The organism is Pseudomonas tolaasii NCPPB 2192 (assembly GCF_002813445.1).
Taxonomy (GTDB): domain Bacteria; phylum Pseudomonadota; class Gammaproteobacteria; order Pseudomonadales; family Pseudomonadaceae; genus Aquipseudomonas; species Aquipseudomonas tolaasii.
The window spans coordinates 3,161,890-3,183,342 of record NZ_PHHD01000001.1 but is presented as its reverse complement, the minus strand read 5'-3'; the positions used below and the strand labels follow the sequence as shown (position 1 = coordinate 3,183,342).

The window sequence follows — 21,453 nt, the reverse complement described above, 5'->3', positions numbered from 1 at the left end:
TCTTTAAAGCCCCTTGAGGTCCCGCTCTTCGATGGGCCGGCTCTGGCGCAGGCGCTTGCCGCCCAACACCACCCAGTCGATCAAGCGGAACAGGCATTCCAGCCCGAACGACAACAGCATCGCCCCGCCCAACCCCCAGCCCATGGCCTCAGGCGTCAGCAAAATCTGGTAGCTGTAACCGTTCCAGGTTTCCCGGCGAATGTCCGGGTCGGCCGCCACCGCCACTTGCAGCGCTCGGATGTACCACGGGCCCTGCATGGCCTGGAATTGCTTGTCGAGGGCGACCTGGCGATCCAGCAAGGTGCCCAGGCTGTTGGCATCGCTGCGAAACACCGGGTCATCGCTGGCGCGATAGTGCGCCACCAGCGCCTGCAAATCGCCGTTGAAGAACTGCTGAGCCGTGGATTCAAAGCCGCGCAGGCCGGTCTGGGCCTCGATCAAATGGGCTTCGACGCGCTTGGCATAGTCGTTGATAAACCCCGGCACTTGCACGCCCACCAACAAACCAATGGCAAACAGCACCAACCGCAGATAACTGAGCAACATGGTCGATATCCTTACTCGGTGACGCCCTGGCTGACGCATTCACCGCGTCGCCACAGGCTCCATTGGCCCGGTTCGTAGCGGGTCCAGTTTTCGTTGTCGGTCAACGGCTCGGTGGCGATGACCGTCACCACGTCATTGGGGGTGGTTTCGGCCTGAAAATCCACGATCACGTCGACATCTTTCAACCGCGCCGGGCCAAACGGGGCGCGCCGGGTGATTTGTGCAAGCTTGGTCGAGCAATAGCAAAACAGCCAGTCGCCGTCGCTGAGCATGCAGTTGAACACGCCTTTGCTGCGGTATTCGGCACAGGCGGCGATCAAATCCGGCAGCACTTGCTCGATTTCCACCGGCTCCGGGAAGGCTTCGCGCACGCGGTTGAGCAGGTCACAGAACGCCGCTTCGCTGTCGGTATCGCCGACCGGGCGGTAGAAGGTGGCGCGAGGGGCAAAGTCGGCCAATTGGCCGTTATGGGCAAAACACCAGTTGCGCCCCCACAGCTCGCGCACGAACGGGTGGGTGTTGGCCAGGCTGACCTTGCCCACATTGGCCTGGCGGATATGGCCGATCACCACTTCACTTTTGATGGGATAACGCTGCACCAGCAGCGCGACTTCCGATTCGCTGCTGGCCGCCGGGTCCTGAAACAGGCGCAGGCCGCGGCCTTCATAAAACGCGATGCCCCAACCATCGCGGTGGGGGCCGGTACGTCCGCCCCGCTGCATCAGCCCGGTAAAGCTGAACACGATGTCGGTGGGGACGTTGGCACTCATGCCCAATAATTCACACATGCCAGGGCTCTCGCTGCAGGGCGGACAACGTTAAAGGCGCGGCTCGACCCGCCGGCCGCTGACCGGCGCCGGGCGGCGGAAAGGCTCGTCGTCTTCCACCGGCTCGGCGGCCAGGGCCGCGTCGGCAGCAGCCTTGCGCTCGCGGCGAGCGTTGGCGGCGCGCTCGATGGGCCAGCGGATCAACACGAACACGAGGTACACGGCGAGCGCGATCATGGTGTACATGAACAAATCGGAGATGGCCCGCCAGGCGTTGTTGCCCACATGCAGTACCAGGTCCAGCGCGGTAATGGCCACGGCCGGTGCGAACTGGGTCTTTACCGGGTCGACGATGGTCGGGCTGAACAGCAACACCGCCATCAGCAACTGCAGCGGCTCGCGTAGCCAGCGCCAGATCCAGCGGGTCATGCGCCACCATACCAACAGGCAGCCCAAAGCGGCGAAGGCGTAAAGGCCCCAAGCGATCAGATAGTCGTTCTCGGTCATGGTGTCCATGGCAAGGCTGGCAAAGAGGCGGCTATGATAACGGCTTTTGCGTGTCGCGGCTGCAATGCCTGCGGCAAACCGCCAGACAGAGAGGGATCCATGCCTACATCGACCGCTCCGATTGCCCACAAGGCCCCAGGCCAGGATCCATACGCCTGGCTGCAAGAGCGTGACAGCACCGAGGTGCTGGACTACCTCAAGGCCGAAAACGCCTGGCAGGAAGCGCAACTCGCCGACCAGCAGGCGCTGCGCGAAACCCTGTTCGAAGAGATCAAGGGCCGCATCCTCGAAACCGACCTGTCCCTGCCCTCCCCGTGGGGCCCGTACCTGTATTACACCCGCACCACCGCCGGCGACGAATACGCCCGCCACTACCGCTGCCGCCGCCCGGCGGATGACAGCCATGCCGTGGACGAGACCAGCGAAGAACTGCTGCTGGACCCGAACGTGCTGGCCAATGGCGGCTTTTTCTCCCTCGGCGCGTTCAGCATCAGCCCCGACCACCAACGCCTGGCCTACAGCCTCGACACCAGCGGGGATGAGATCTACACCCTGTTCGTGAAGGAATTGGCGACCGGCAAGGTCAGCGAACTGGAATTCCAGGACTGCGACGGCAGCATGACCTGGGCCAACGACAGCCTGACCCTGTTCTTCGGCGAGCTGGACGACACCCATCGCCCGCACAAGCTCTATCGCTACCGCCTGGACGGCACAGCGGCGCAGGAAGTGTTCCACGAGCCTGACGGCCGCTTCTTCCTGCATTGCTACCGTTCCAGCTCCGAGCGCCAGTTGCTGCTGGCGCTGGGCAGCAAGACCACCAGCGAAATCTGGGCGCTGGACGCCGACCAGCCGCAGCAGGCCTTCACTTGCCTGGCGCCACGGGTGGAAGACCACGAATACGACGTGGACCACGGCGTGCTTGACGGCGAGTGGACCTGGTTTATCCGCAGCAACCGCGACGGCATCAACTACGCGCTGTTCGTCGCGCCGGACACCGGCAACGTGCCGACCGAAGACCAGTGGCAGAACCTGATTCCGCACAGCGACGAAGTGATGCTCGATGGCGTGAGCCTGAACGTCAGCGCCATGACCCTGAGCCTGCGCATCGGCGGGCTGCCGGTGATCGAAGTGCACCCGCAGGGCGTACCTGCTTATCGCGTGGAATTGCCTGACGCCGCCTACAGCCTCTACGTACAGAACAGCCTGGAATTTGTCAGCGACAGGATCCGCCTGCGCTACGAAGCCCTCAACCGTCCGGCCCAGGTGCGTCAGCTTGAGCTGGTGACAGGCGCGCAGGTGGTGCTCAAGGAAACCCCGGTACTCGGCGTGTTCAATGCCGATGACTACGTGAGCCAACGTCTGTGGGCCACCTCCGCCGATGGCACCCGGGTGCCGATCAGCCTGGTGGTCAAGCGCGATCAACTCGGCAAACCCACGCCGCTGTATCTCTACGGCTACGGCGCCTATGGCCACAGCCTCGACCCGTGGTTCTCCCATGCGCGCCTGAGCCTGCTGGACCGGGGCGTGGCGTTTGCCATCGCCCATGTGCGCGGCGGCGGCGAACTGGGCGAAGCCTGGTACCGCAACGGCAAGCAGGAGCACAAACAGAACACCTTCAGCGACTTTATCGCCTGCGCCGAACACGTGATCGCCGAGGGCCTGACCACTGCCAAACAACTGGCGATCAGCGGCGGCAGCGCCGGTGGCCTGTTGATCGGCGCCGTGCTCAACCAGCGCCCGGAGCTGTTCCGGGCAGCCATTGCCGAAGTGCCGTTTGTCGACGTGCTCAACACAATGCTCGACCCGGAACTGCCGCTGACCATCACCGAATACGACGAGTGGGGCAACCCCGAAGAGCCCGAGGTGTATGAGCGCATCAAGGCTTACGCGCCGTATGAAAACGTCAGCGCCCAGGCCTATCCGAACCTGCTAGTGATCGCCGGATACAACGACAGCCGCGTGCAGTACTGGGAAGCGGCCAAGTGGGTGGCCAAATTACGGAGCACCAAGACCGACGACAACCTGCTGCTGCTCAAGACGGAACTGGGCGCCGGCCATGGCGGAATGAGCGGTCGTTACCAGGGATTACGTGACGTAGCGCTCGAATATGGATTTGTGTTCAAGGCCCTCGGCCTGATTTAGGAACTAAGTGCGGCGGTTTTGTCTGAACACAGAACCGCCCTACTGGATTGACGGACCAAGATTACAGCCATGCCACTACCGACCCTGATGAACAGCGAAATCCGCGACATGCTCATGGATTGTGGCTTGTTCGACCCTCTGTTGCCGGAGGACTTTCACGTCGCCGCCGGCTACTTCAACATCAGCAGCATTGCCCGCGATGAGGTGATTTTCCTCGAAGGCGATGCCGGCACTTTCATGTGCATCATCCACAGCGGCCAAGTGTCGGTGCAAAAAACCAACCACGCGGGTCAGCGCCTGACCATCGCCACCCTGCGCAGCGGCCGCGCCTTCGGCGAAATGGCCGTGCTCGACGGCGAGCGGCGTTCGGCCAGTTGCGTGGCCGCCAGTGACTGCGTGCTGTTGAACCTGGGCAAGGATTCCCTGGAAAAAATGCTCAACGAAGCGCCGCGAGTGGCTGCCAAAATCATCCGGGCGATTGCGATTGCCCTGTCCAAACGCCTGCGCATGGCTGACGGGCAACTGCTTTCCCAGCAGTTTTAACCGCCCGGCGTTTTGGGTTTGCTGTCGTTTTGCAGCAGGCCGGGCACCGTTTGATCCTTCGGCGGTGCGGGCAACACAATCGGCACCAGCGCCGGCGCACCATTGGCGGTAGCCTTGGGCGCGACGGGCGGGGTGACTTGGGGGTACAACGTCGGCGTCGGCGTGCCCGGCGCACCGGGGGTTGGCGCGGGTGCGACGGGCACGGTTTGCACCTCTTGAGCCTGCGCCGTGCCCAATGTGAGCGCGCCGAGCACAATGACCGTTAGAATGCTGCACTTCATCGATGGCTCCATGGCCTGACCGGAATGTCGTAAGGCTACTCCCAACCGCGCAAGAATGCCCTTCCCAATGAGATTTCCATGAAACGTTTCGTTCTGCTGGACACCACCCCGATCCCCGACAACGGCGGTGCCCTGTGCCTGTTCGAATACGGTGAGGATTTTGTCATCAAGATTCAGGGCGGCGACGGCGGCCAGTTGATGAACACACGCATGCACGGGTCCGAAGACGCGCTGGCTGAAATTCCCTGCCGCAAGGTCGCCGGGCGCCCGAACTCTCGGGTACTGATCGGCGGGCTGGGGATGGGCTTTACCCTGGCCTCGGCGCTCAAGCATTTGGGCAAGGCGGCCGAAGTCGTCGTCGCCGAACTGGTGCCGGGTGTTGTGGAGTGGAACCGCGGGCCGCTGGGGGAAAAATCCGGCCGCCCATTGCTGGACCCGCGCACCGTCATCCGCCTGGAAGACGTGGCCAAGGTGCTGCAGGCCGAGCCTCAGGGCTTTGACGCGATCATGCTCGACGTCGACAACGGTCCCGAAGGCCTCACGCAAAAAGCCAACAGTTGGCTGTACTCCACCGGTGGCCTGGCCGCGTGCGCCAAGGCGCTGCGCCCCAAAGGCGTGCTGGCTGTTTGGTCGGCCAGCGCCGACAAGCTGTTCAGCGACAAACTGCGCAAGGCTGGTTTCAAGGCCGAGGAAGTACAAGTGTTTGCCCATGGCAACAAAGGCACCCGGCACACGATCTGGATTGCCGAGAAACTCAAGGGCTGATCACTGACACAGGTGATCCCCTGTGGGAGCGGGCTTGCCCGCGATAGCGATGTATCAGTCAAGACTGCAGTGGTTGATACACCGCAATCGCGGGCAAGCCCGCTCCCACAGTTTTTGTACTGCGTCAGTGTTGGGTTTTGCGGTAATTGATCACATACGGCACTTTCTTTTCGAAAGTTTTTTCCAGCTCGCCCTGGTCGAGTTGGGTCATACCGCCCAACTGATGGGCAGTGAAACCGCTGTCACCCACCTGGGCATTCGGCGCCAGGCTGACCATACGCTTGGCCACCGATTCAATGGCGTCTTTATAGCCGCCCTTCTTGTTCAGGTTGAACGCGCTCAGATCGATCTGGCTGCGCAGCCAGTTACCCCAGTAGAACTCCAGAAACTCCGGCGCGATCGTGCCATCGTCCGGCTTGCCATAAGCCGCCTTGCGCGTGAAATACACCAGGCTGCGGAAAGTGTCGTCCTGCAGGTTCTTGAAACCCAGGTGCGCCGGTAATTGCTCGGGCGGCAGGGTTTGGCCCTTGTTGTCCTTGAGCCAGACCTTGCGCGCCGCCTGCATGCGCTGCCAAAAGGTAGCCATGTTCGGGCTGTTGCTGAAATCGTCGGTGACTTTGACCCACATCTTCAGCTGCGCGCCGCCGCCGGGCACTTCCCACAGTGTGGTGAAGCTGTGATGACCGTCGGTCAGGTACAGTTGGCCGCCGGGGCCGACCACCACGGTTTTCATGTCGTCGGGGTGGGTGCCCACCGGGTCCTTGCAAGTGAAGCTGGACGGTTGGTGCAGGTCGGCCTTTTTCGGCACGTTGCCGGCAGCACCCTGGCCGTTGGTCTCGCAGTATTCGTCAAAAACCTTGGCGGGTTTGTCGGCGAACAGGCCGAGGCTGTAATAAATCTGGTCAAACCCCACCACCGCCTGGGTGGGGTGCAGCTGTTCGAGGGCCACCTCGATCACCTGGCCCGGCTTTGGCGTGGAAAACGCCTGGGCCTGAGCGGCCAGAAGGCCAAGCAGAAATGCCGCAGTCCATGTGTGCAAACGCATAGGTTTCAGATCCTTGTGAATGAAATGAGCCGATACTACAAACGAATGCCAGGGCCAGGCTGTACCGCAGCTGAAAAAGCCAGCGGTCATTTGCGGCGCGAGCGGCTAGAATCAACCCTGTCCGTGAACCCCAAAATAGCCAGGAGCCATGATGAGCTCGACCAACCCGCCCTCCCATACCGCCAAGCTGGACCGCATCCTCGCCGATGCCCAGCGCGACCGGGAAATGGGCTACCGCGACAAAGCCCTGAAAATGTACCCCCACGTGTGCGGACGCTGCACCCGTGAGTTTTCCGGCAAACGCTTGAGTGAACTGACGGTACATCACCGTAACCATAATCATGATGACAACCCTCAGGATGGTTCGAACTGGGAGTTGCTGTGCCTGTATTGCCACGACAACGAGCACTCACGCTACACCGACCAGCAATACTTCAGCGAAGGCTCCACCAGCAGCCCGTCGATTGCCAAAGCCACGCATAACCCGTTTGCGGCGTTGGCCGGTCTGATGAAGAAAGACGACTGATTAGACGTTCTTTGCCGGCTCGGGCCTCATCGCAGGCAAGCCAGCTCCCACCTTTTGAATGTGTGAATACCTTCAAATGTGGGAGCTGGCTTGCCTGCGATGGCGATCCCCAAGCACTGCATGACTTGCAGGCCGTATAATCGCGGCTTTTCCTCCAAGGCACCCTTCCCCGTGGGCAATAAACGCTACAGCTGCATCGGTCTGTATAACCCCAAATCCCCCGAAAACGTTGGCTCGGTGATGCGCGCCGCCGGCTGCTACGGCGTGGCCTCGGTGTTCTACACCGGCGTGCGTTACGAGCGCGCGCGGGATTTCGTTACCGACACCAAAAAAGTCCACCACGACATCCCCCTGATCGGCATCGACGACCTGAAAAAAATCCTGCCGCTGGGTTGCATCCCGGTCGCCGTGGAATTGGTGGAAGGCGCCCGCCCGCTGCCCGAATACACCCACCCCGACCGCGCGCTGTACATCTTCGGCCCGGAAGACGGTTCACTGGACAAAGAGATTCGCGACTGGTGCGAAGACGTGGTCTACATCCCGACCACCGGTTGCATGAACCTCGCGGCCACCGTGAACGTGGTGCTTTATGACCGCCTGGCCAAGGGCAACAACACCCGCTCGGGGCCCAAATACTGATTTTTACGGAACATCCGGCGCCGGCGGGCAGTCAGCTACTTATCAATAGCCCTTGTTGGAGACAGATCATGAGCGACAGCAAAATCCTGCGACCTATCATCGAACACGACCCGCGCGAGCCACAGCCTACCCAGAACGTGCACGGCTGGGAGCGTATCGGCTCGGTGGCCGGCGGTGTGATGATGGTCGGCAAAGGCCTGCGCCGTGGCGGTATCTTCGGGCTGATCCAGGTGGCGATCGGCGGCGTGGCACTGGCCCGTGGCTTTACCGGCCACAGCTCGCTCAAGGACAAGCTGGAACAGGGCCGCCAGGAAATGAACAGCGTGCGCACCAGGATCGAACGCGCGGGGGCGGAGCTGAAGAACTTGAAGACCAAGGCGGAAGTGGCGGCTGAGAAGGCCACCAAAACCCCAGCCTGAAACCCTTCTCCAAACTGGTTGAGATCCAAATGTGGGAGCTGGCTTGCCTGCGATACAGGCAACTCGGTGGGTCTGTCAGACCTGGGTGATGCTATCGCAGGCAAGCCAGCTCCCACATAAGCCAGCTCCCACATTTTGTTTTGTGTAGGGTTTGGGACTCAGCGCAACAGCTTGTTATCCAACACCACTGAAGACTCGCCAATAATGCTTTCGGCCAGTTGCACAAACTCCGGTGTGGTGGTGCTGTTCGCCCGCATCACCGCCTGCGCCAGGTCATCGAGCGAACGCTTGTTGTGGGTTTTCACGCGGATCTCGCGGTCCAGTTCCTGCAACAGCAATACTGCCTGCGCCACGGCGGCCGGGCTGACATGTTCGCCACGCAACGTGGTGACGCCCTTGCCCTCCTTGCCCAACCGCGCCTGGATCGCCGCATACCGTTCATCGGTGATGCCACCCGCGCGGCGCACCAGTTCGATGGCGTAATACTCGCCCAGCCCTTCGCTGATCCAGTCACTGCTGTCATGGTCATTGAAACGGCCGATGGCCTGTACCACTTCGCGGATCAACGGGCTGCTGCCATTTTCACTGACCAGTGGCGTGCGGCTGTTGAGGTAGATCGAATCGCGCGATGAAAACACGCCGCGACGCATCGGGTCACTGGCGCCGACCACCAGCAACTTCGCCGGGTGGCGCGGAAACGCCGCCTCGATTTGCGGCCACACGAAGGTCAGCAACGTCAGCACATCCATACGGCGCATGGCCTGGCCCTTGGGCGAGGCCACGGTGACTTCGGTCTCGCCCAGGCGCACGCGACGGCTGCCCAGGTTGCCGGCGAGCATCCAGCCGGTGGGCCGGTCGAACAGGCGCGAGACGTTGTCGATGCGGAACTTGTACTTGCCGATACGCGGCCAGGCGGTTTCGACGCTTTTCCAGCCGGCAGGCAATTCGAATATCAGCCGCGAGACCAGCTCGGCGCCGTCCTGCTGGTCGAGCCGCGCGGGCGGCACCAGGTCTTCGCCGCGAAACAGCGCCCAACCCGGCGTCATCCGCGCCTCATAGACGCCGGGTTTGCGCGCGTGGGTCAGGCGTACGCGGTAAGTCAGGCTGGCCGCGTCGGTGCCGGGCTGCCACAGGCCACGGCTGCCGGTGACTTTCCACTGGCCGTCGGCCTTGAAGTCGCTGTAGTCACCGGCACGGCCGAGGTCGAAGTCCAGGCTGCGCACCGCCGAGCCGTGGGACAGGCTCACACGCACTTCGGCCTGCTCGGACTGCGGCAGCAGCTTGACGTGATAATCCAGGTCGACTTTCTTCGCGCACCAACCGTGCCCGCTCAGGCTCAGCAATATCAGGCTTGCGGCCAGCTTGACTCCCACCCTCATGCCCATTCCTTTTTCAGCCCGCGCGGAAGATCAGGTAATCCTCCCAGTCGTCTTCGGGCACGCTGCCTTCGCTGAGCATGCGCCCGGACTGGGAAATGCGTTCATGGTGCACGGCATCGCGGTCGCCGCACACCAGGTGATGCCACAACGGCAGGTCCTTGCGCTCGCTGACCAGGCGGTAGCCGCAGGTCGGCGGCAGCCATTTGAATTGGTCGGCCTGACCGGGGGTGAGCTGGATGCAATCGGGCACCGACGCACGACGGTTGGGGTAGTCGGTGCACTGGCAGGTTTTCAGGTCCAGCAGCTTGCAGGCGATGCGGGTGTAATAGACGCTGTTGTCCTCTTCATCCTCAAGTTTTTGCAGGCAGCACAGGCCACAGCCGTCGCACAACGACTCCCACTCCTCCTGATCGAGGTGTTCGAGGGTTTTGCGTATCCAGAAAGGTTCGACTTTGGCGGCCATGGCTCTGCATCAGTATCGGTAGGTGAAAAGGCCGCCAGTCTAGTGCCACAGGGCCGTGGGGCCAAGCGCTTGCGACCTGCGGTGTAACAACACTTGTCAGTCTAGTGGGCGCGCAGTAGCTTTGAACGCCGAATTGACGATCAGGAACTGCTCCATGACACGTGTTGCCGATTATCCGATCCACACCCAGTTCACCGAACGCTGGTCGCCCCGCGCCTTTACCGGCGAGAGCATCCCGAAGGACACCCTGCTGAGCTTTTTCGAAGCCGCGCGCTGGGCGCCGTCGGCCTACAACTCGCAGCCATGGCGTTTTCTCTACGCGCGCCGCGACACGCCGGACTGGGAACGCTTCCTGGGCCTGCTCAATGAATTCAACCGCAACTGGGCGCAGCACGCCTCGGCCCTGGTGATCATCGCCTCGAAAACCGACTTCACCGCCCCCGGCGCCACCGAAGAAACCCCGGCGCTATGGCACACCTTCGACACCGGCTCGGCCTGGGGCCACCTGGCGCTGCAAGCCAGCCTCAGCGGCTGGCACACCCACGGCATGGCCGGATTCGATCAGGAACTGACCCGTCAAGAACTGAAAATCCCCGAAGGTTATGCCCTGCACGCCGCCGTGGCCGTGGGCAAGCTGGGTGACAAGTCGACCTTGCCGGAGTACCTGCAAGGCCGTGAAGCGCCGAGCCCGCGCAAACCGCTGAGCGAGCTGGTGTCGGAAGGTGATTTCAGCCTGTAACGCATTGCCGGCGGGGATCCAGTCATGGCTCACCGCCGGCACGCAGCCGTGTGACTACGGAGCTATCAACAACCTGTTGAAGTCGTTGTACAAACTCGCCTTATACAGATCGTAGTCATCCATAACGTCCTCCGGCACGGGGTCACCGATAGTGAGGTCGCTACGTGTCTTGGGGCTGATATCGATCGGGTAAATTTTCTTGTCGCGGGCCGAATACAAAAAATTGCCCAAGTGCAAATCTCCCTGAAAAATGTTTTTTTCCTCCATTGATTTGATTGCATCATCCAAAAGGCTGCGCGTCTGCACCGGCAAACCAGTGGGCTGAAGACTGGCAAGGCTGACGCCATCGAGCTTTTTCATTTTGATATAGGCGTCGCCCATGCTGGTGAACGCCTCGGCAAAACCTTCTCCGTAGTAAAGGTTCAAGGCATCGGCTTGAATGATGACTGCATTGATATCAAATGACTCGACCTCGGTGTCGAAGCATTTATACACACTGCTCCCATCGAGGCTCTCATACACCACAGCCTCGGCGCCGGAACCAACCTGCCGTCCACAATCACTGTTTACCCGGTGGGGATAACCGCCCTTCGCGCCCAGGCGTTGCCACTGGTCACCCTGAACACGCTGCATTAGCAGCTCGGTTTGCCGATTGTTGTGATAAACCCGCGCCTGGACAATTCCGTCTTCGGTACGGCTGATTTGCCGCACTTCATACACCGACCGATGCCCCAGGTGATCGGTATGGCGTATATAGGAAGAATGTCCATTCGCCGCCGTATAAACGCCCTGGCTGTTGCGCGGCAGGCCGCTGATCGTCGACTCCGGCACCTTGAAAGCGGTATGCAGCGTGTTGTCTAACTCAGCACCTCGCGGGATGCTCTTCGCCTGAATCACGCCGGTTATCGCGTGGGTGTCGGGCGCAAACGCTTCAAGCGGGCTGCCATAGGGGCGCAGTTTTTTCACATCCAGCGCGTACCACTGGCCCTTATGTAAAACCGCCCCGCCTTCGACGGTATCGCCCGCCAGCCTGAAGGTGCCTATTGCAGCGGCGCCATGTTGCCGGCTCGCGGCTTTGAGCAAATCGTAGCTACGGCTTGCGCCCCTCAGCCGATGCACGCCCGTCGCACCTTTGGAGATCAGCAGACGGCTGCCTTTTTTGACAAGCCCGCCGACCCCCACAGCCAAATCACCGGCCCCACTCAAGGGGTTGAATGCCTCGATGGCTGCAGCGCCTACAAATCGCGTGGCCTTTGCCAATCCGCGGGAGGTGGATAGACCTTTTGAAAAGGCTTTACCCGCTTGCACAGCCTTGCCGGCACCCAGCGTGACCAAGCCAATGAAATCCAGGCTCAGGTCGAGCAACCCGTCGGCGACGTTACCGTTGCTGAAGTTGACGATGGCGGACCGCAGAGGAATGAGGTTCAGGAAAAACTCGCCGACGGCCTGACTGGTCGCGGTGTCCTCGTCGAAGGAGGTAATACCTCTGGCCTGCTGCAATAAATCGGCATTGTGCAAATCGAGAGAGCTGGCGAACACCCGGCCAATATAGTCACTGCGCGACGAGCCGAACCTGGGCACGGCCACAGCAGGAACCGGCTTCTCCCTGGCTTGATCCAGCTCAACCTTGAAGGGATCAAACAGCACCGTTTTACTGATGACGTTGGCTTCTCTCTGGTGCAGTTTTGTGTCCGTATAAGGCGGTGTGTAACGGTTTATCCAATAATTCTGTTTTTCGACGCGGGCGTTTCTGGTGTCTACCTCATAAATATTCACTTCGCCGTTGAGCGTGGTTTTGACCCGCAAGGTATGCCCTCGCGTTCTGAGGCTGGGTTTGGAAAACAGGTCCCCAGCCATCGTGTACTCATTGGTGTGAAAAAACTCCAACTGCCCGTATTCAAGGTTTTTCCGGTCCTGGGGCGCCAGGGTGGAGATCAGGTATTGGGCCAGTCCCTGATGCCCCTTCTCGATCAACGTGATCGCCTGGTCATAGTCCGCCTTGAAGGGCTTGGCGACGTCCAGCTTGCCTGCTTCATACAAGGCACAGAACCTTGCGACCGGAATCCGCCCGTCCCGTGAGAACCAGTGCTCGTTAGCCCCCAATACGCCGCCATTCATGACGATATCCAGCATCGAGCGCATTCCTGGAAACCGACCGCCACCACCCTCGATTCGAAATACCTTCACAAGGCTGGGCGCCTCGAACAGCTTGGGGTCAAGCGCAGGAAATGCCGCCTTGAGCACGTCCAGCGCCATCTTCCGACGGTCAGGAATGGATGTTTGTGCCAGGCTGCTTGCCGCCCTCAACGCCTCCATTTGACGATTGTATTCAACCCGCACAGTGTCTATCTCGGACGTGCGGGGCGTGTGGGTTGCCAGCAAACCGTTGGCCCACCCCCAATCTGCAAGCGCATTTTGCTGAATGCTTTGAAGCGAAGACTCACTCGTGTCGACCTGTTCGGCAAATGCGAGCACTTCGGCATAACTGAGATTCAGCGCACGTCCTGGCGAATCCGCTTCAATCCTGGCGGTGGCCATGGCCAATTGGGTCCAGGTCAGGCTGCCATAGGTCACGCTGGCGGGGATGTCCTTGACCAGAAATGCCGGGGCCGATCTGGCCAGCAACAGCCGCGCGCCCAGGGTTGCGGTTTGTGCCGTCACCCGGCCTTTTTCCAGCAAGTGCCGGCTGAGGTTATCGATTATCGTCGAAGGGCGTTGCCCTGTGTGCTGACGGTGCCCAAGGTCAAAACCCGCCACGCTGTTGCGAGCAGGCGTGTCACAGGACTCGGGGTCCAACCCCAACTGAACCGCCGCCAAGAGGTACTCGTTCAAGCTGCTGTCGGTCGCAAAACCACCCAGCTCGGTCTGAATGGCCAACCCCAACGTCTGAGCCTTGAGCGTGCCGAGCAATTTTTCAATGGCGATGGTCGGCGTTTTTAAATCCTCATCGGATACAGCGCTGCCACTGAGCAGATAACCCAGCGCGCCCTTGCGCGCATCCGCCAACGGCAGGCCGGGCAACCCGGAGCGATCGCTTTGCAACAGCTCGGCAATCGTGCGTCGCCCCTGCGTGCCAAGCGGCACGGGCCAGGACAGCGCACCACTGAAATTACCCAACGGGTGCACCTGAGACCGCTGGGTGATCAGGGCAGACAATTCGATCAGTTCGGCCCTGGAGCCGGGCACCTTCAAGTGGCTGCCCTTGAGGTACTGCTCAAGGCTGACCACGCTGGCGGGTGTCAATGCGTGCTGTCGATAGTAGGTGGAGTCCTCGCAGACGGGAATTGTGGTGTGCTTCAGGCGCGTAGCCAGCTCGGCAGCCAGGGCTTCACCGCGCGCCTGACCGGCGTCAGGAAACTGCTGGTTCAGGGCAACCGTGATTGCCTGAAGTTTTTTCGCCAGCGTTTTCCAGTCACAACTATCGCCAAATGCGGTTTTCAAGGCCGCCGGGTTGTTCAACCCTGCCTGCATCCTTTGCGGGGCAGAAGAATGAACCTGATTGGCGATAACCGGTGGGTTCTGTGTAGCAGGGTTAATAGAAGAAACAGAGCGCACAGAGGCGCTCGGGGGCATGACAACCGTCATAAAGATACCTGTCCATAGCTGAGAAATTCGTCCTGCGGGGCGCAGCGCTTGCGCATGCCCCGCGCTCACTGGGTGTCAACCCCAGGGACAAGGTTCCAGCCTGATTGTCAGGTTTTATGTCGGCCGTAAGAGGGGCAGCCTCAGTAGCCGCGCTCGAAGCTCACCTCGCCGCGCAACGCTTCCTTGGCCTGATAGGCGCGCAAGTTCTGCACAAACAACGCTACCATCATCGAAGGCGACGTCGGCGCCGAGCTGTGCCCGGTCAGCAGCAGGCCCCAGGCGGTCCAGAATGGATGGCGCTGGGGCAAGGGCTCCTGGCGGCACACATCGATCACCGCGCCCGCCAGGTGCCCTTCTTTCAGGGCCTCGACCAGATCAGCGTCGACCACCGCCACACCGCGCCCGACATTGATGAACAGCCCGGTCGGCTTGAATTGCTTGAACAGCGCCGCGTCGTAAAGGTCGTGGGTGTTTGGCGTGTTGGGCAACAGGTTGATGACGTAATCCACCTCGCCCACCAGGCGGCCCAGTTGATCCAGCCCGGCCACTTCAATAAACGGCGCCTGCTCACGCGCAGTGCTGGCAATGCCGTACAGCTTCACGCCAAACGGCAGCAAAAAGTCCGCAACACTCTGGCCAATGTCACCGGTGCCCACGATCAACGCCTTGCGCCCCGCCAGACTCTGGCCCATGCGGTTGTCCCATTTGCGCTCGACCTGGCTGACCAGCCGCGCCAGCACTTCGCGTTCGTGGCCGAGCATGTAGGTGAGCACGAACTCGGCCATGACCTGGCCAAAGATCCCCACCGCACGGGTCAGACGATAATCGCGGGGCAAGCCGTCGGCGAGCAGCGGCGTGATGCCGGCCCAGGTCGATTGCAGCCATTGCGGCGTGTGCCCCTGGCGCAACAGGGTGGCGAGCAGGTCGGGCTGGCCGAGCCAGATCGGGCAGTCAGCGGCCAGGCGCGACAACTCGGCCGAGTCACCGCTGGTCAAGACTTCCAGGTCCGGTGCCGCTTCACTCAGCAGTTGGGCGTAGAGCGGGTGATCCTGTTCAGCAATCAGAACACGCATGGTTCAAACCTTTCAAAAACAGTGCAGACGGCCGCCCGCTTCCTTACGGCCACCGCCAAACGAATACGTTTTCCTGGATGAAAGTGCCCAGGACAGGGCACCCATCGATCACATCGGGTCGTTGCGGCGCAGCAGCTCTTCGGGCAAGTGCTCGATGTACTCGTCCTCGGCCGGCGGCATTTGCAGGTGGTAACCCTGCTTGTCGAGGTTTTCCAGGACTTGCACGATGTCTTCCTGCTGCAGCTTGCGCTCGGGCGTGAGCACCAGGTCGAAGGCATGCGCCGGCTTGCCGAAAATGGTCAACAGGCCTTCCGGCACGCGTTCGAGGGCATCGCTTTTAAGCACATACAGGTACATGCCGGTGCGTTTGGAGCTGCGATAAATGGAGCAAATACGTTTCAAGGCTGTTCTCCGGCAGTGGCCAGGCTGTCGAGCAGCGCCTGGCCCATCAACTCGCGGCGCCAGCCACGCAGCGAGTCTGGCAATTGGTAAGGCCCGTCGGGGTAGCCACTTTTGACCAGGGCTTCGAGGGTTTTCTTGCGCAGCATCAGCTCCGGCGCCATGTTCAGGCGCTCGGCTTCTGTCTGGCCATAGGCGCGCAATTGCTTGATCAGCGCGGCGGCGTCCACCGGCAGCGGTTCAGCAATGGCAGGCGGCCATTGGTCCATGGGCACGCTGCCGGCACGTTTGATCAGGTCCAGCAGGAACTGGCCGTCCTGACGCACGGTGCGCGGGTGCATGTCTTCGATTTTGCCCAGGGCGGCGAGGTTATCCGGCTGGGATTTGGCCAATGGCCACAACGAGTGTTCGCGAATGATGCGGTTGCGCGGCAGGTCGCGGGCCCGGGCTTGCTGCTCACGCCAGGCGCACAGTTCGCGCAGCACGGCCAGTTGAGCGCGGGACAGTTTCCAGGCCAGCTTGGCGTCGCGGTACACCTCGTACGGGTCGACTTCGCGGCGCAGGTTGGCCACCAGTTCGGCGCCGTCTTCCAGCACCCAGGCGTACTTGTCGTCAGACAGCTGCGGGCGCAGGCGCGTGTAGACCTCGGCCAGGTGCACCGCGTCTTCAGCGGCGTAGCTCACCTGGGTCTCGGACAGCGGCCGCTGCAGCCAGTCCGAGCGGGTTTCACCCTTGGGCAGCTCGATATCCAGCACGGCCTGCACCAGGCGCGAATAGCCCATGGAGAAGCCGAGGTTCAGGTAGGCCGCAGCCAATTGGGTGTCGAACAGCGGCACGGGCAGGCTGCCGGTCAGGCGCAGCAACACTTCGAGGTCTTCGCTGCAGGCGTGCACCACCTTGATCACGCCTGAATTTTCCAGCAAGGCGGCCAACGGCTGCCAGTTATCGATGGTCAGGGGGTCGATCAGGTAAGCGCGTTTGCCATCGCCAATCTGGATCAGCCCGGCAATGGGATAAAAGGTGTCGACCCGCATGAATTCGGTGTCGAGGGCGACGAATGGCAACTGCTGCCATTCGGCGCAATGCTGGCCGAGGCTATCGTTGTCGCAGATCCAGTGAATATCGATGGCCACACGGCTCTCCCTTGAAGAATGGCGCGCAGTATATATCGCGAAAGGGAGTTGCGAGCATCCGCAGTGCACACGCCTTCATGAAAACTCCGACAAGAGTTGAAGAATAGTCCGACGAACGGGACTTATCCTCTCTTACGCAAAACGTAGACGCGCCAGAGTTTTGAACCGGGCAGAAACTCTTGCTGGTTCAAGACCTTGAACCCGGCCGCTCGGAACTCGGCTTCCATCGGCGTGCTGGAGTTCACCGAAACGATCACCGTGTCGCGGCTGACCCGATGAAACTCGCGCAGCAGCATCAGGCGCACGTCGGTGCCGGGCACATGGCGAAACAGTTCGAGGCAGAAAATGCAGTCCACCGCATTCGCCGACAGGCCGATGGAAAACGCCGAGCCCTGAAAGGTTTTCACGCGTTTAAGCAGCGAGGCCGGGTGATGGGTGAGCGCGTGGTCGAGCATGGCCTGGGAGTGGTCGGACGCCAGAATCACACGGTTGACGTGTTCGGCGAGCACCGGCCAGAACCGCCCGGAACCACACGCCAGGTCCAGGATCAGCCCCGGCTCGCCCGCGACTTTCAGCGCCTGGCGCACCAACCGCTCATCCCGCCAGGCGCCCAGCCGCTTGAGCAGCGCCGGGGGGCGCGTGTCGCCGCAGACCCTGGCATGCTCGCGATCGCAGCGCTCGGTGAATTCAATCTCGATGGAGGAAGGCGGTTGTGACGACATCACGGGCTCATATGAGTGGAACGGTAGTGAACGACCTTGATCCGCAGGTTAACCCGTGCAACGTGAAAAAAAAGTCGAAAGCCTCAGAGGCTGCAGAGCCCCAGTGTGACGAGCGGACCTGTTATGGATAGCGGGCCTCTTGTGGCGAGCGGGGCAAGCCCGCTCGCCACAAAAAGCCCACATGCAGCAATAAGCGCGAGCGCTACAACAGCCGGGGGATCACGCCTGATTCAGGTACCAGCGCCAGTCCTGTTCGCCGACTTCGCCCATGAATTGGCGGTATTCGGCGCGTTTGACCGCCAGGTAAACCCCAAGAAACTCACTGCCGAACGCATCACGCGCCCAGCTTGAATGCTCCAGCGCGCGCAAGGTGGTGAGCCAGTCGGTGGGCAAAAGCTCCTTGGCCTGGGCATAACCGTTGCCCTCCACCGGGGCGCCGGGGTCGCGTTTTTCGCGGATGCCACGGTGAATGCCCGCCAGAATCGCCGCAGCCGCCAGATAAGGGTTGGCATCCGCGCCGCAGATACGGTGTTCGATGTGCCGCGAATTCGCCGGGCCGCCGGGCACGCGCAGGCTGACGGTGCGGTTGTCCACGCCCCAGGTCGCCGCCAGCGGCGCGTAGCTGTTGCTCTGAAAGCGTCGATAGGAGTTGGCATTCGGGCAAAACATCAGCAACGCGTCGAGCAAGGTGCTGAGCATGCCGCCCACGGCCTGGCGCAGCAGTGGCGTGCCGTCGGCGGCCTCGCTGGCGAACAGGTTATGGCCATCGGCGTCCGCGAGGCTGACGTGCATGTGCATGCCGGTGCCGGCCAGGTCGTCGAACGGCTTGGCCATGAAACAGGCGGTCATGCCGTGCTTGTGCGCCACGCCCTTGACCAGGCGCTTGTAACGCACCGCTTCGTCCATGGCTTGCAGGGCATCGGCGCGGTGTTCCAGGGTGATTTCGACCTGGCCCGGAGCGTATTCGGAAATGGCCGTGCGCGCCGGAATGCCTTGCAGTTTGCAGGCGCTATAAAGGTCGGCAAGGAACGGCTCGATCTGCTCCAGCTCGCGCAGGCCGTAGACCTGGGTCGAACGCGGGCGCTGGCCGTCCACATCCCGCGCCGGTTGCGGACGGCCATTGGCGTCGGGTTTCTGGTCGAGCAGATAAAACTCCAGTTCCGCCGCCATCACCGGGTAATAACCGTCGGCCTTGAGCCCGTTAATGACTTTTTCCAGCAAGTGCCGGGGGTCGGCCACGGTGGCGGGCAAACCTTCGGTGGGGTGCATGCTGACCTGCACCGCCGCCGTCGGAATCAGGCGCCACGGCATGCGCTGCAAACTGCCGCTGACCGGGTAGGCGCGGCAGTCGATATCACCGACTTCCCACACCAGCCCGGAATTTTCCACGTCGTCGCCATTGATGGTCAGGCCAAGGATGGTACTGGGCAAGGGTCGCCCGCTTTCGTACACCGCCAGCAGCTCGTCGCGGTGCAGCAACTTGCCGCGCGGCACGCCGTTGTTGTCGAGGATAAACAGCTCGAACATCTCGATGTCCGGGTGCTGTTCAAGGAAGGATCGGGCTTCTTGCAGGCTCGCGAAAACACTCATGACAATTCTCATACGTTTGCGTCAGGCAGGCGCACAGGCGCCGCCGGGCAGATGCGCACAGGTGCGCGTCATCCATGGGGCAGATCAACGCAAGAGAAAGGTATCCGGGGGGCGCGCGTGGCGGCAGTGGAACAGGGCCCAGAACGCCAGCTCGGAAGGCAGTGCCTCGACAACCGTCGCACAGCCGGGCACCAAGGCGCCAGGCGATGTCTCGGGGTGAGTGTCGGGGGAACCGTCCATGCGGGCGCCACAGTGAGGAAGATGCCCGGCAGCGTCACACGCCGGCAAAGGTTGTTCAATTCAGGGTTGACGGAGTTTGGTTGCACCTGTGCTAAACAATTGCCATCTAATCGCCAGCTGGAAATAATGGCAGCCCCGCCCATGCCTCCAAGGACCCGACCGCATGAAAGCTCCCCTGGCCTTCTGTTTATTGGCAAGCCTGGCCACCCCTGCCCTCGCCGAATCGCGGCTTGACGAGGTGCTGCAACGCGGCACCCTCAACGTCTGCACCACCGGCGACTACAAGCCCTACACCTCGCTGCGCGCCAATGGCCGCTATGAAGGCATCGACATTGCCATGGCCGAGTCCCTGGCCAAGAGCCTCAACGCCACCATCACCTGGGTGCCCACCACCTGGAAAACCCTGATGCCGGACTTCCTGGCCCAGCGCTGCGACATCGCCGTGGGCGGGATTTCAGTGTCGCTGGAACGCCAGAAAAAAGCCTTTTTCAGCCAGCCTCTGGGCGTGGACGGCAAGATCCCGCTGGTGCGCTGCGCCGACGTGCAACGCTACCAGACCGTCGAGCACATCAACCGCCCCGAAGTGCGAGTGATCGAGCCCGCAGGCGGCACAAACGAAATCTTCGCCCGCGCCCACTTGGGCCAGGCGCAGATCCGCTTGCACGACAATGTCACCATTTTCGACGAACTGCTGGCGGGCAAGGCCGACGTGATGATCACCGACGCCAGCGAGGCCCGGTACCAGCAAAAGCTCAAGCCCGGCCTATGCGCAGTCAACCCCGAGCGCCAAATGCAATACAGCGAAAAAGCTTTCCTGCTGCCCCGCGATGACGTGGCGTGGAAGAGCTACGTCGACCAGTGGCTGCACCTGAGCGTGGCCACCGGGGTTTACCAAAACATCGTCAACCAATGGCTGGCGGCGCCCTGAGCCCCGGCGGTCTACGCTGTGGTCACATCTAACAAGAACGAGGAACGGGTCATGAAGGGACTGCTCCGATTCACCTTGCTGCTGTTGTTGGGCTGCGGCCAGGTGTATGCAGCCACTGCGCAGGAAGAAGACGCAACGGCGGCCAAGGCATTGCTGGAAAAAGCCCTGGCGTACTACAAGAACAACGGTGACAAGGCTTTTGCAGCCTTCAGCCGCCAGGGCGAGTTTGTCGACCATGACCGCTATGTATTTGTGGTCAATACCAAGGGCGTATTGCTTGCCAGTGGCGGGCCCTCCTCCGCGTTGATCGGTCGTGATGTGTCCGAGGTGCTGGGGCCGGATTTGCGCCAGTCATTCAAGGACGCCTTGAAGGTGCCGGAAGGCCAGGGCATCCAGCAGGCCGACTACCGCTGGCAGAACTGGAACGACGGCAAGGTGGAACACAAATATGTGTTCTACCAGCGTGTGGGCGAGCGGATTCTGGCCGTGGGGTATTACCTGCCACGGGCCACACCGGAGCAGGCACGGGCGCTGCGCAACAAGGCGGCGACCGCGTTGATAAAGGACGAAGCCGGGACGCTGAAGGCGATCAATTCGTTGCAGGGCGGGTTTCTGCAGGATGATTTGTATGTGTTTGTGGTGGACCTGAACACCGGGCGGTATGTGGCGCACGGGACCAATTTGCGCTTGGTGAATACGGATTTTCGCAAGATCAAAGACCCGGATGGCCGGCCGGTGGGGGAGCCGATGTTGAAGATCATGGCGGAGCAGGATCAGGGGGAATACAAGTATCGGTGGAAGAACCCGGTGACGGACCGGGTTGAGAATAAGCATGCTTATGTGCGTAAGGCCGGGCATTTTATGGTTGCGGTGGGTTACTACAGCCCCTGATCAACCTTGAAATGCACACCCCTGTGGGAGCTGGCTTGCCTGCGATAGCGGTGTATCAATGGCAACTGTGCCAACGGGTCGAGCGCAATCGCAGGCAAGCCAGCTCCCACATTTGGATCTATCGAGTGTCA

Annotated in this window: 22 protein-coding genes; 9 read left to right on the top strand and 13 right to left on the bottom strand. The window is 61.4% G+C overall.

The features are described 5' to 3' along the window. Positions 1 to 3: 3 nt before the first annotated feature. The 3 genes from ATI14_RS14805 to ATI14_RS14795 are packed head-to-tail and all read right to left on the bottom strand — an operon-like array spanning position 4 to position 1,829. Positions 4 to 546, bottom strand: coding sequence for a DUF2937 family protein (locus ATI14_RS14805; RefSeq protein WP_016971394.1), 543 nt, complete (start codon positions 544 to 546; stop codon positions 4 to 6). 11 nt (positions 547 to 557) lie between these two features. Then, the gene (locus ATI14_RS14800; protein ID WP_016971393.1) at positions 558 to 1,334 is read right to left on the bottom strand and encodes a class II glutamine amidotransferase; all 777 of its coding nucleotides are present in this window, start codon (positions 1,332 to 1,334) and stop codon (positions 558 to 560) included. 30 nt (positions 1,335 to 1,364) lie between these two features. Beyond that, positions 1,365 to 1,829 (bottom strand): hypothetical protein, encoded by a 465-nt coding sequence (locus ATI14_RS14795; protein ID WP_016971392.1) that lies wholly within the window; start codon positions 1,827 to 1,829, stop codon positions 1,365 to 1,367. A gap of 90 nt (positions 1,830 to 1,919) precedes the next feature. On the opposite strand from ATI14_RS14795, the gene ATI14_RS14790 reads away from it, so the two are divergent. After that, positions 1,920 to 3,962, top strand: coding sequence for a S9 family peptidase (locus tag ATI14_RS14790; protein WP_016971391.1), 2,043 nt, complete (start codon positions 1,920 to 1,922; stop codon positions 3,960 to 3,962). Between the two features lie 69 nt (positions 3,963 to 4,031). After that, positions 4,032 to 4,505 carry a cyclic nucleotide-binding domain-containing protein gene (locus tag ATI14_RS14785; protein ID WP_016971390.1) on the top strand — a complete coding sequence of 158 codons (474 nt, stop codon included), beginning with the start codon at positions 4,032 to 4,034 and terminating at the stop codon, positions 4,503 to 4,505. On the opposite strand, the gene ATI14_RS14780 is transcribed toward ATI14_RS14785, so the two are convergent. Further along, positions 4,502 to 4,786, bottom strand: coding sequence for a hypothetical protein (locus ATI14_RS14780; RefSeq protein ID WP_026083034.1), 285 nt, complete (start codon positions 4,784 to 4,786; stop codon positions 4,502 to 4,504). The two genes, ATI14_RS14785 and ATI14_RS14780, sit on opposite strands and share 4 nt — an antisense overlap. 78 nt (positions 4,787 to 4,864) lie before the next feature. Between ATI14_RS14780 and ATI14_RS14775 the strand changes: the two genes are divergently transcribed. Continuing rightward, positions 4,865 to 5,551: a spermidine synthase gene (locus tag ATI14_RS14775; RefSeq protein ID WP_016971388.1), complete on the top strand. Its 687-nt coding sequence runs from the start codon at positions 4,865 to 4,867 to the stop codon at positions 5,549 to 5,551. 124 nt (positions 5,552 to 5,675) lie between these two features. Here the strand turns inward: ATI14_RS14775 and ATI14_RS14770 are convergent, their stop codons facing one another. Then, positions 5,676 to 6,596, bottom strand: coding sequence for a ParB/Srx family N-terminal domain-containing protein (locus tag ATI14_RS14770; protein ID WP_016971387.1), 921 nt, complete (start codon positions 6,594 to 6,596; stop codon positions 5,676 to 5,678). A gap of 151 nt (positions 6,597 to 6,747) precedes the next feature. On the opposite strand from ATI14_RS14770, the gene ATI14_RS14765 reads away from it, so the two are divergent. The 3 genes from ATI14_RS14765 (at position 6,748) to ATI14_RS14755 (ending at position 8,180) form a co-directional block, all read left to right on the top strand. Beyond that, a complete protein-coding gene (locus ATI14_RS14765) occupies positions 6,748 to 7,122 on the top strand; it encodes a YajD family HNH nuclease (protein WP_016971386.1) in 375 nt (124 codons plus the stop codon). A 171-nt stretch (positions 7,123 to 7,293) separates the two neighbouring features. Further along, on the top strand, positions 7,294 to 7,761 hold the full coding sequence (locus tag ATI14_RS14760; protein ID WP_016971385.1) for an RNA methyltransferase: 468 nt from the start codon (positions 7,294 to 7,296) through the stop codon (positions 7,759 to 7,761). A 68-nt stretch (positions 7,762 to 7,829) separates the two neighbouring features. Then, positions 7,830 to 8,180 (top strand): YgaP family membrane protein, encoded by a 351-nt coding sequence (locus ATI14_RS14755; RefSeq protein WP_016971384.1) that lies wholly within the window; start codon positions 7,830 to 7,832, stop codon positions 8,178 to 8,180. 158 nt (positions 8,181 to 8,338) lie between these two features. On the opposite strand, the gene ATI14_RS14750 is transcribed toward ATI14_RS14755, so the two are convergent. Together ATI14_RS14750 and ATI14_RS14745 are read right to left on the bottom strand one after the other, a co-directional pair. Then, positions 8,339 to 9,559, bottom strand: coding sequence for a hypothetical protein (locus ATI14_RS14750; protein WP_016971383.1), 1,221 nt, complete (start codon positions 9,557 to 9,559; stop codon positions 8,339 to 8,341). Positions 9,560 to 9,572: 13 nt separating this feature from the next. Beyond that, complete coding sequence (locus ATI14_RS14745; protein WP_016971382.1) at positions 9,573 to 10,022, bottom strand: YcgN family cysteine cluster protein; 450 nt, start codon at positions 10,020 to 10,022, stop codon at positions 9,573 to 9,575. A 154-nt stretch (positions 10,023 to 10,176) separates the two neighbouring features. Between ATI14_RS14745 and ATI14_RS14740 the strand changes: the two genes are divergently transcribed. Further along, positions 10,177 to 10,761 (top strand): nitroreductase family protein, encoded by a 585-nt coding sequence (locus tag ATI14_RS14740; protein ID WP_016971381.1) that lies wholly within the window; start codon positions 10,177 to 10,179, stop codon positions 10,759 to 10,761. A 54-nt stretch (positions 10,762 to 10,815) separates the two neighbouring features. Here ATI14_RS14740 and ATI14_RS14735 read toward each other — a convergent pair whose 3' ends face one another. The 6 genes from ATI14_RS14735 to ATI14_RS14710 form a co-directional block, all read right to left on the bottom strand. Then, positions 10,816 to 14,346 carry an OspG family effector kinase gene (locus ATI14_RS14735; protein WP_231124399.1) on the bottom strand — a complete coding sequence of 1,177 codons (3,531 nt, stop codon included), beginning with the start codon at positions 14,344 to 14,346 and terminating at the stop codon, positions 10,816 to 10,818. 140 nt (positions 14,347 to 14,486) lie between these two features. After that, a complete protein-coding gene (locus tag ATI14_RS14730; protein WP_016971379.1) occupies positions 14,487 to 15,419 on the bottom strand; it encodes a D-2-hydroxyacid dehydrogenase in 933 nt (310 codons plus the stop codon). A 108-nt stretch (positions 15,420 to 15,527) separates the two neighbouring features. Next, positions 15,528 to 15,821 (bottom strand): YcgL domain-containing protein, encoded by a 294-nt coding sequence (locus ATI14_RS14725; RefSeq protein ID WP_016971378.1) that lies wholly within the window; start codon positions 15,819 to 15,821, stop codon positions 15,528 to 15,530. Further along, positions 15,818 to 16,951: a ribonuclease D gene (gene rnd / locus ATI14_RS14720; RefSeq protein ID WP_016971377.1), complete on the bottom strand. Its 1,134-nt coding sequence runs from the start codon at positions 16,949 to 16,951 to the stop codon at positions 15,818 to 15,820. Before rnd ends, ATI14_RS14725 begins: the two co-directional genes overlap by 4 nt. Positions 16,952 to 17,073: 122 nt before the next feature. Further along, a complete protein-coding gene (locus ATI14_RS14715; protein WP_016971376.1) occupies positions 17,074 to 17,673 on the bottom strand; it encodes a class I SAM-dependent methyltransferase in 600 nt (199 codons plus the stop codon). Between the two features lie 219 nt (positions 17,674 to 17,892). Next, on the bottom strand, positions 17,893 to 19,263 hold the full coding sequence (locus ATI14_RS14710; protein ID WP_016971375.1) for a glutamine synthetase family protein: 1,371 nt from the start codon (positions 19,261 to 19,263) through the stop codon (positions 17,893 to 17,895). Positions 19,264 to 19,666: 403 nt separating this feature from the next. Between ATI14_RS14710 and ATI14_RS14705 the strand changes: the two genes are divergently transcribed. Beyond that, on the top strand, positions 19,667 to 20,431 hold the full coding sequence (locus tag ATI14_RS14705) for a transporter substrate-binding domain-containing protein (protein WP_016971374.1): 765 nt from the start codon (positions 19,667 to 19,669) through the stop codon (positions 20,429 to 20,431). A 51-nt stretch (positions 20,432 to 20,482) separates the two neighbouring features. Continuing rightward, positions 20,483 to 21,322, top strand: a complete 840-nt coding sequence (locus ATI14_RS14700) for a cache domain-containing protein (RefSeq protein WP_080519991.1) — start codon at positions 20,483 to 20,485, stop codon at positions 21,320 to 21,322. Positions 21,323 to 21,453 lie beyond the last annotated feature (131 nt).

Bases quoted from the DNA above. Each gene is read 5' to 3' on its own strand.
- ATI14_RS14805 (WP_016971394.1), bottom strand. From the start codon at position 546: ATGTTGCTCAGTTATCTGCGGTTGGTGCTGTTTGCCATTGGTTTGTTG.
- ATI14_RS14800 (WP_016971393.1), bottom strand. From the start codon at position 1,334: ATGTGTGAATTATTGGGCATGAGTGCCAACGTCCCCACCGACATCGTG.
- ATI14_RS14795 (WP_016971392.1), bottom strand. From the start codon at position 1,829: ATGGACACCATGACCGAGAACGACTATCTGATCGCTTGGGGCCTTTAC.
- ATI14_RS14790 (WP_016971391.1), top strand. From the start codon at position 1,920: ATGCCTACATCGACCGCTCCGATTGCCCACAAGGCCCCAGGCCAGGAT.
- ATI14_RS14785 (WP_016971390.1), top strand. From the start codon at position 4,032: ATGCCACTACCGACCCTGATGAACAGCGAAATCCGCGACATGCTCATG.
- ATI14_RS14780 (WP_026083034.1), bottom strand. From the start codon at position 4,786: ATGAAGTGCAGCATTCTAACGGTCATTGTGCTCGGCGCGCTCACATTG.
- ATI14_RS14775 (WP_016971388.1), top strand. From the start codon at position 4,865: ATGAAACGTTTCGTTCTGCTGGACACCACCCCGATCCCCGACAACGGC.
- ATI14_RS14770 (WP_016971387.1), bottom strand. From the start codon at position 6,596: ATGCGTTTGCACACATGGACTGCGGCATTTCTGCTTGGCCTTCTGGCC.
- ATI14_RS14765 (WP_016971386.1), top strand. From the start codon at position 6,748: ATGAGCTCGACCAACCCGCCCTCCCATACCGCCAAGCTGGACCGCATC.
- ATI14_RS14755 (WP_016971384.1), top strand. From the start codon at position 7,830: ATGAGCGACAGCAAAATCCTGCGACCTATCATCGAACACGACCCGCGC.
- ATI14_RS14750 (WP_016971383.1), bottom strand. From the start codon at position 9,559: ATGAGGGTGGGAGTCAAGCTGGCCGCAAGCCTGATATTGCTGAGCCTG.
- ATI14_RS14745 (WP_016971382.1), bottom strand. From the start codon at position 10,022: ATGGCCGCCAAAGTCGAACCTTTCTGGATACGCAAAACCCTCGAACAC.
- ATI14_RS14740 (WP_016971381.1), top strand. From the start codon at position 10,177: ATGACACGTGTTGCCGATTATCCGATCCACACCCAGTTCACCGAACGC.
- ATI14_RS14735 (WP_231124399.1), bottom strand. From the start codon at position 14,346: ATGACGGTTGTCATGCCCCCGAGCGCCTCTGTGCGCTCTGTTTCTTCT.
- ATI14_RS14730 (WP_016971379.1), bottom strand. From the start codon at position 15,419: ATGCGTGTTCTGATTGCTGAACAGGATCACCCGCTCTACGCCCAACTG.
- ATI14_RS14715 (WP_016971376.1), bottom strand. From the start codon at position 17,673: ATGTCGTCACAACCGCCTTCCTCCATCGAGATTGAATTCACCGAGCGC.
- ATI14_RS14710 (WP_016971375.1), bottom strand. From the start codon at position 19,263: ATGAGTGTTTTCGCGAGCCTGCAAGAAGCCCGATCCTTCCTTGAACAG.
- ATI14_RS14705 (WP_016971374.1), top strand. From the start codon at position 19,667: ATGAAAGCTCCCCTGGCCTTCTGTTTATTGGCAAGCCTGGCCACCCCT.
- ATI14_RS14700 (WP_080519991.1), top strand. From the start codon at position 20,483: ATGAAGGGACTGCTCCGATTCACCTTGCTGCTGTTGTTGGGCTGCGGC.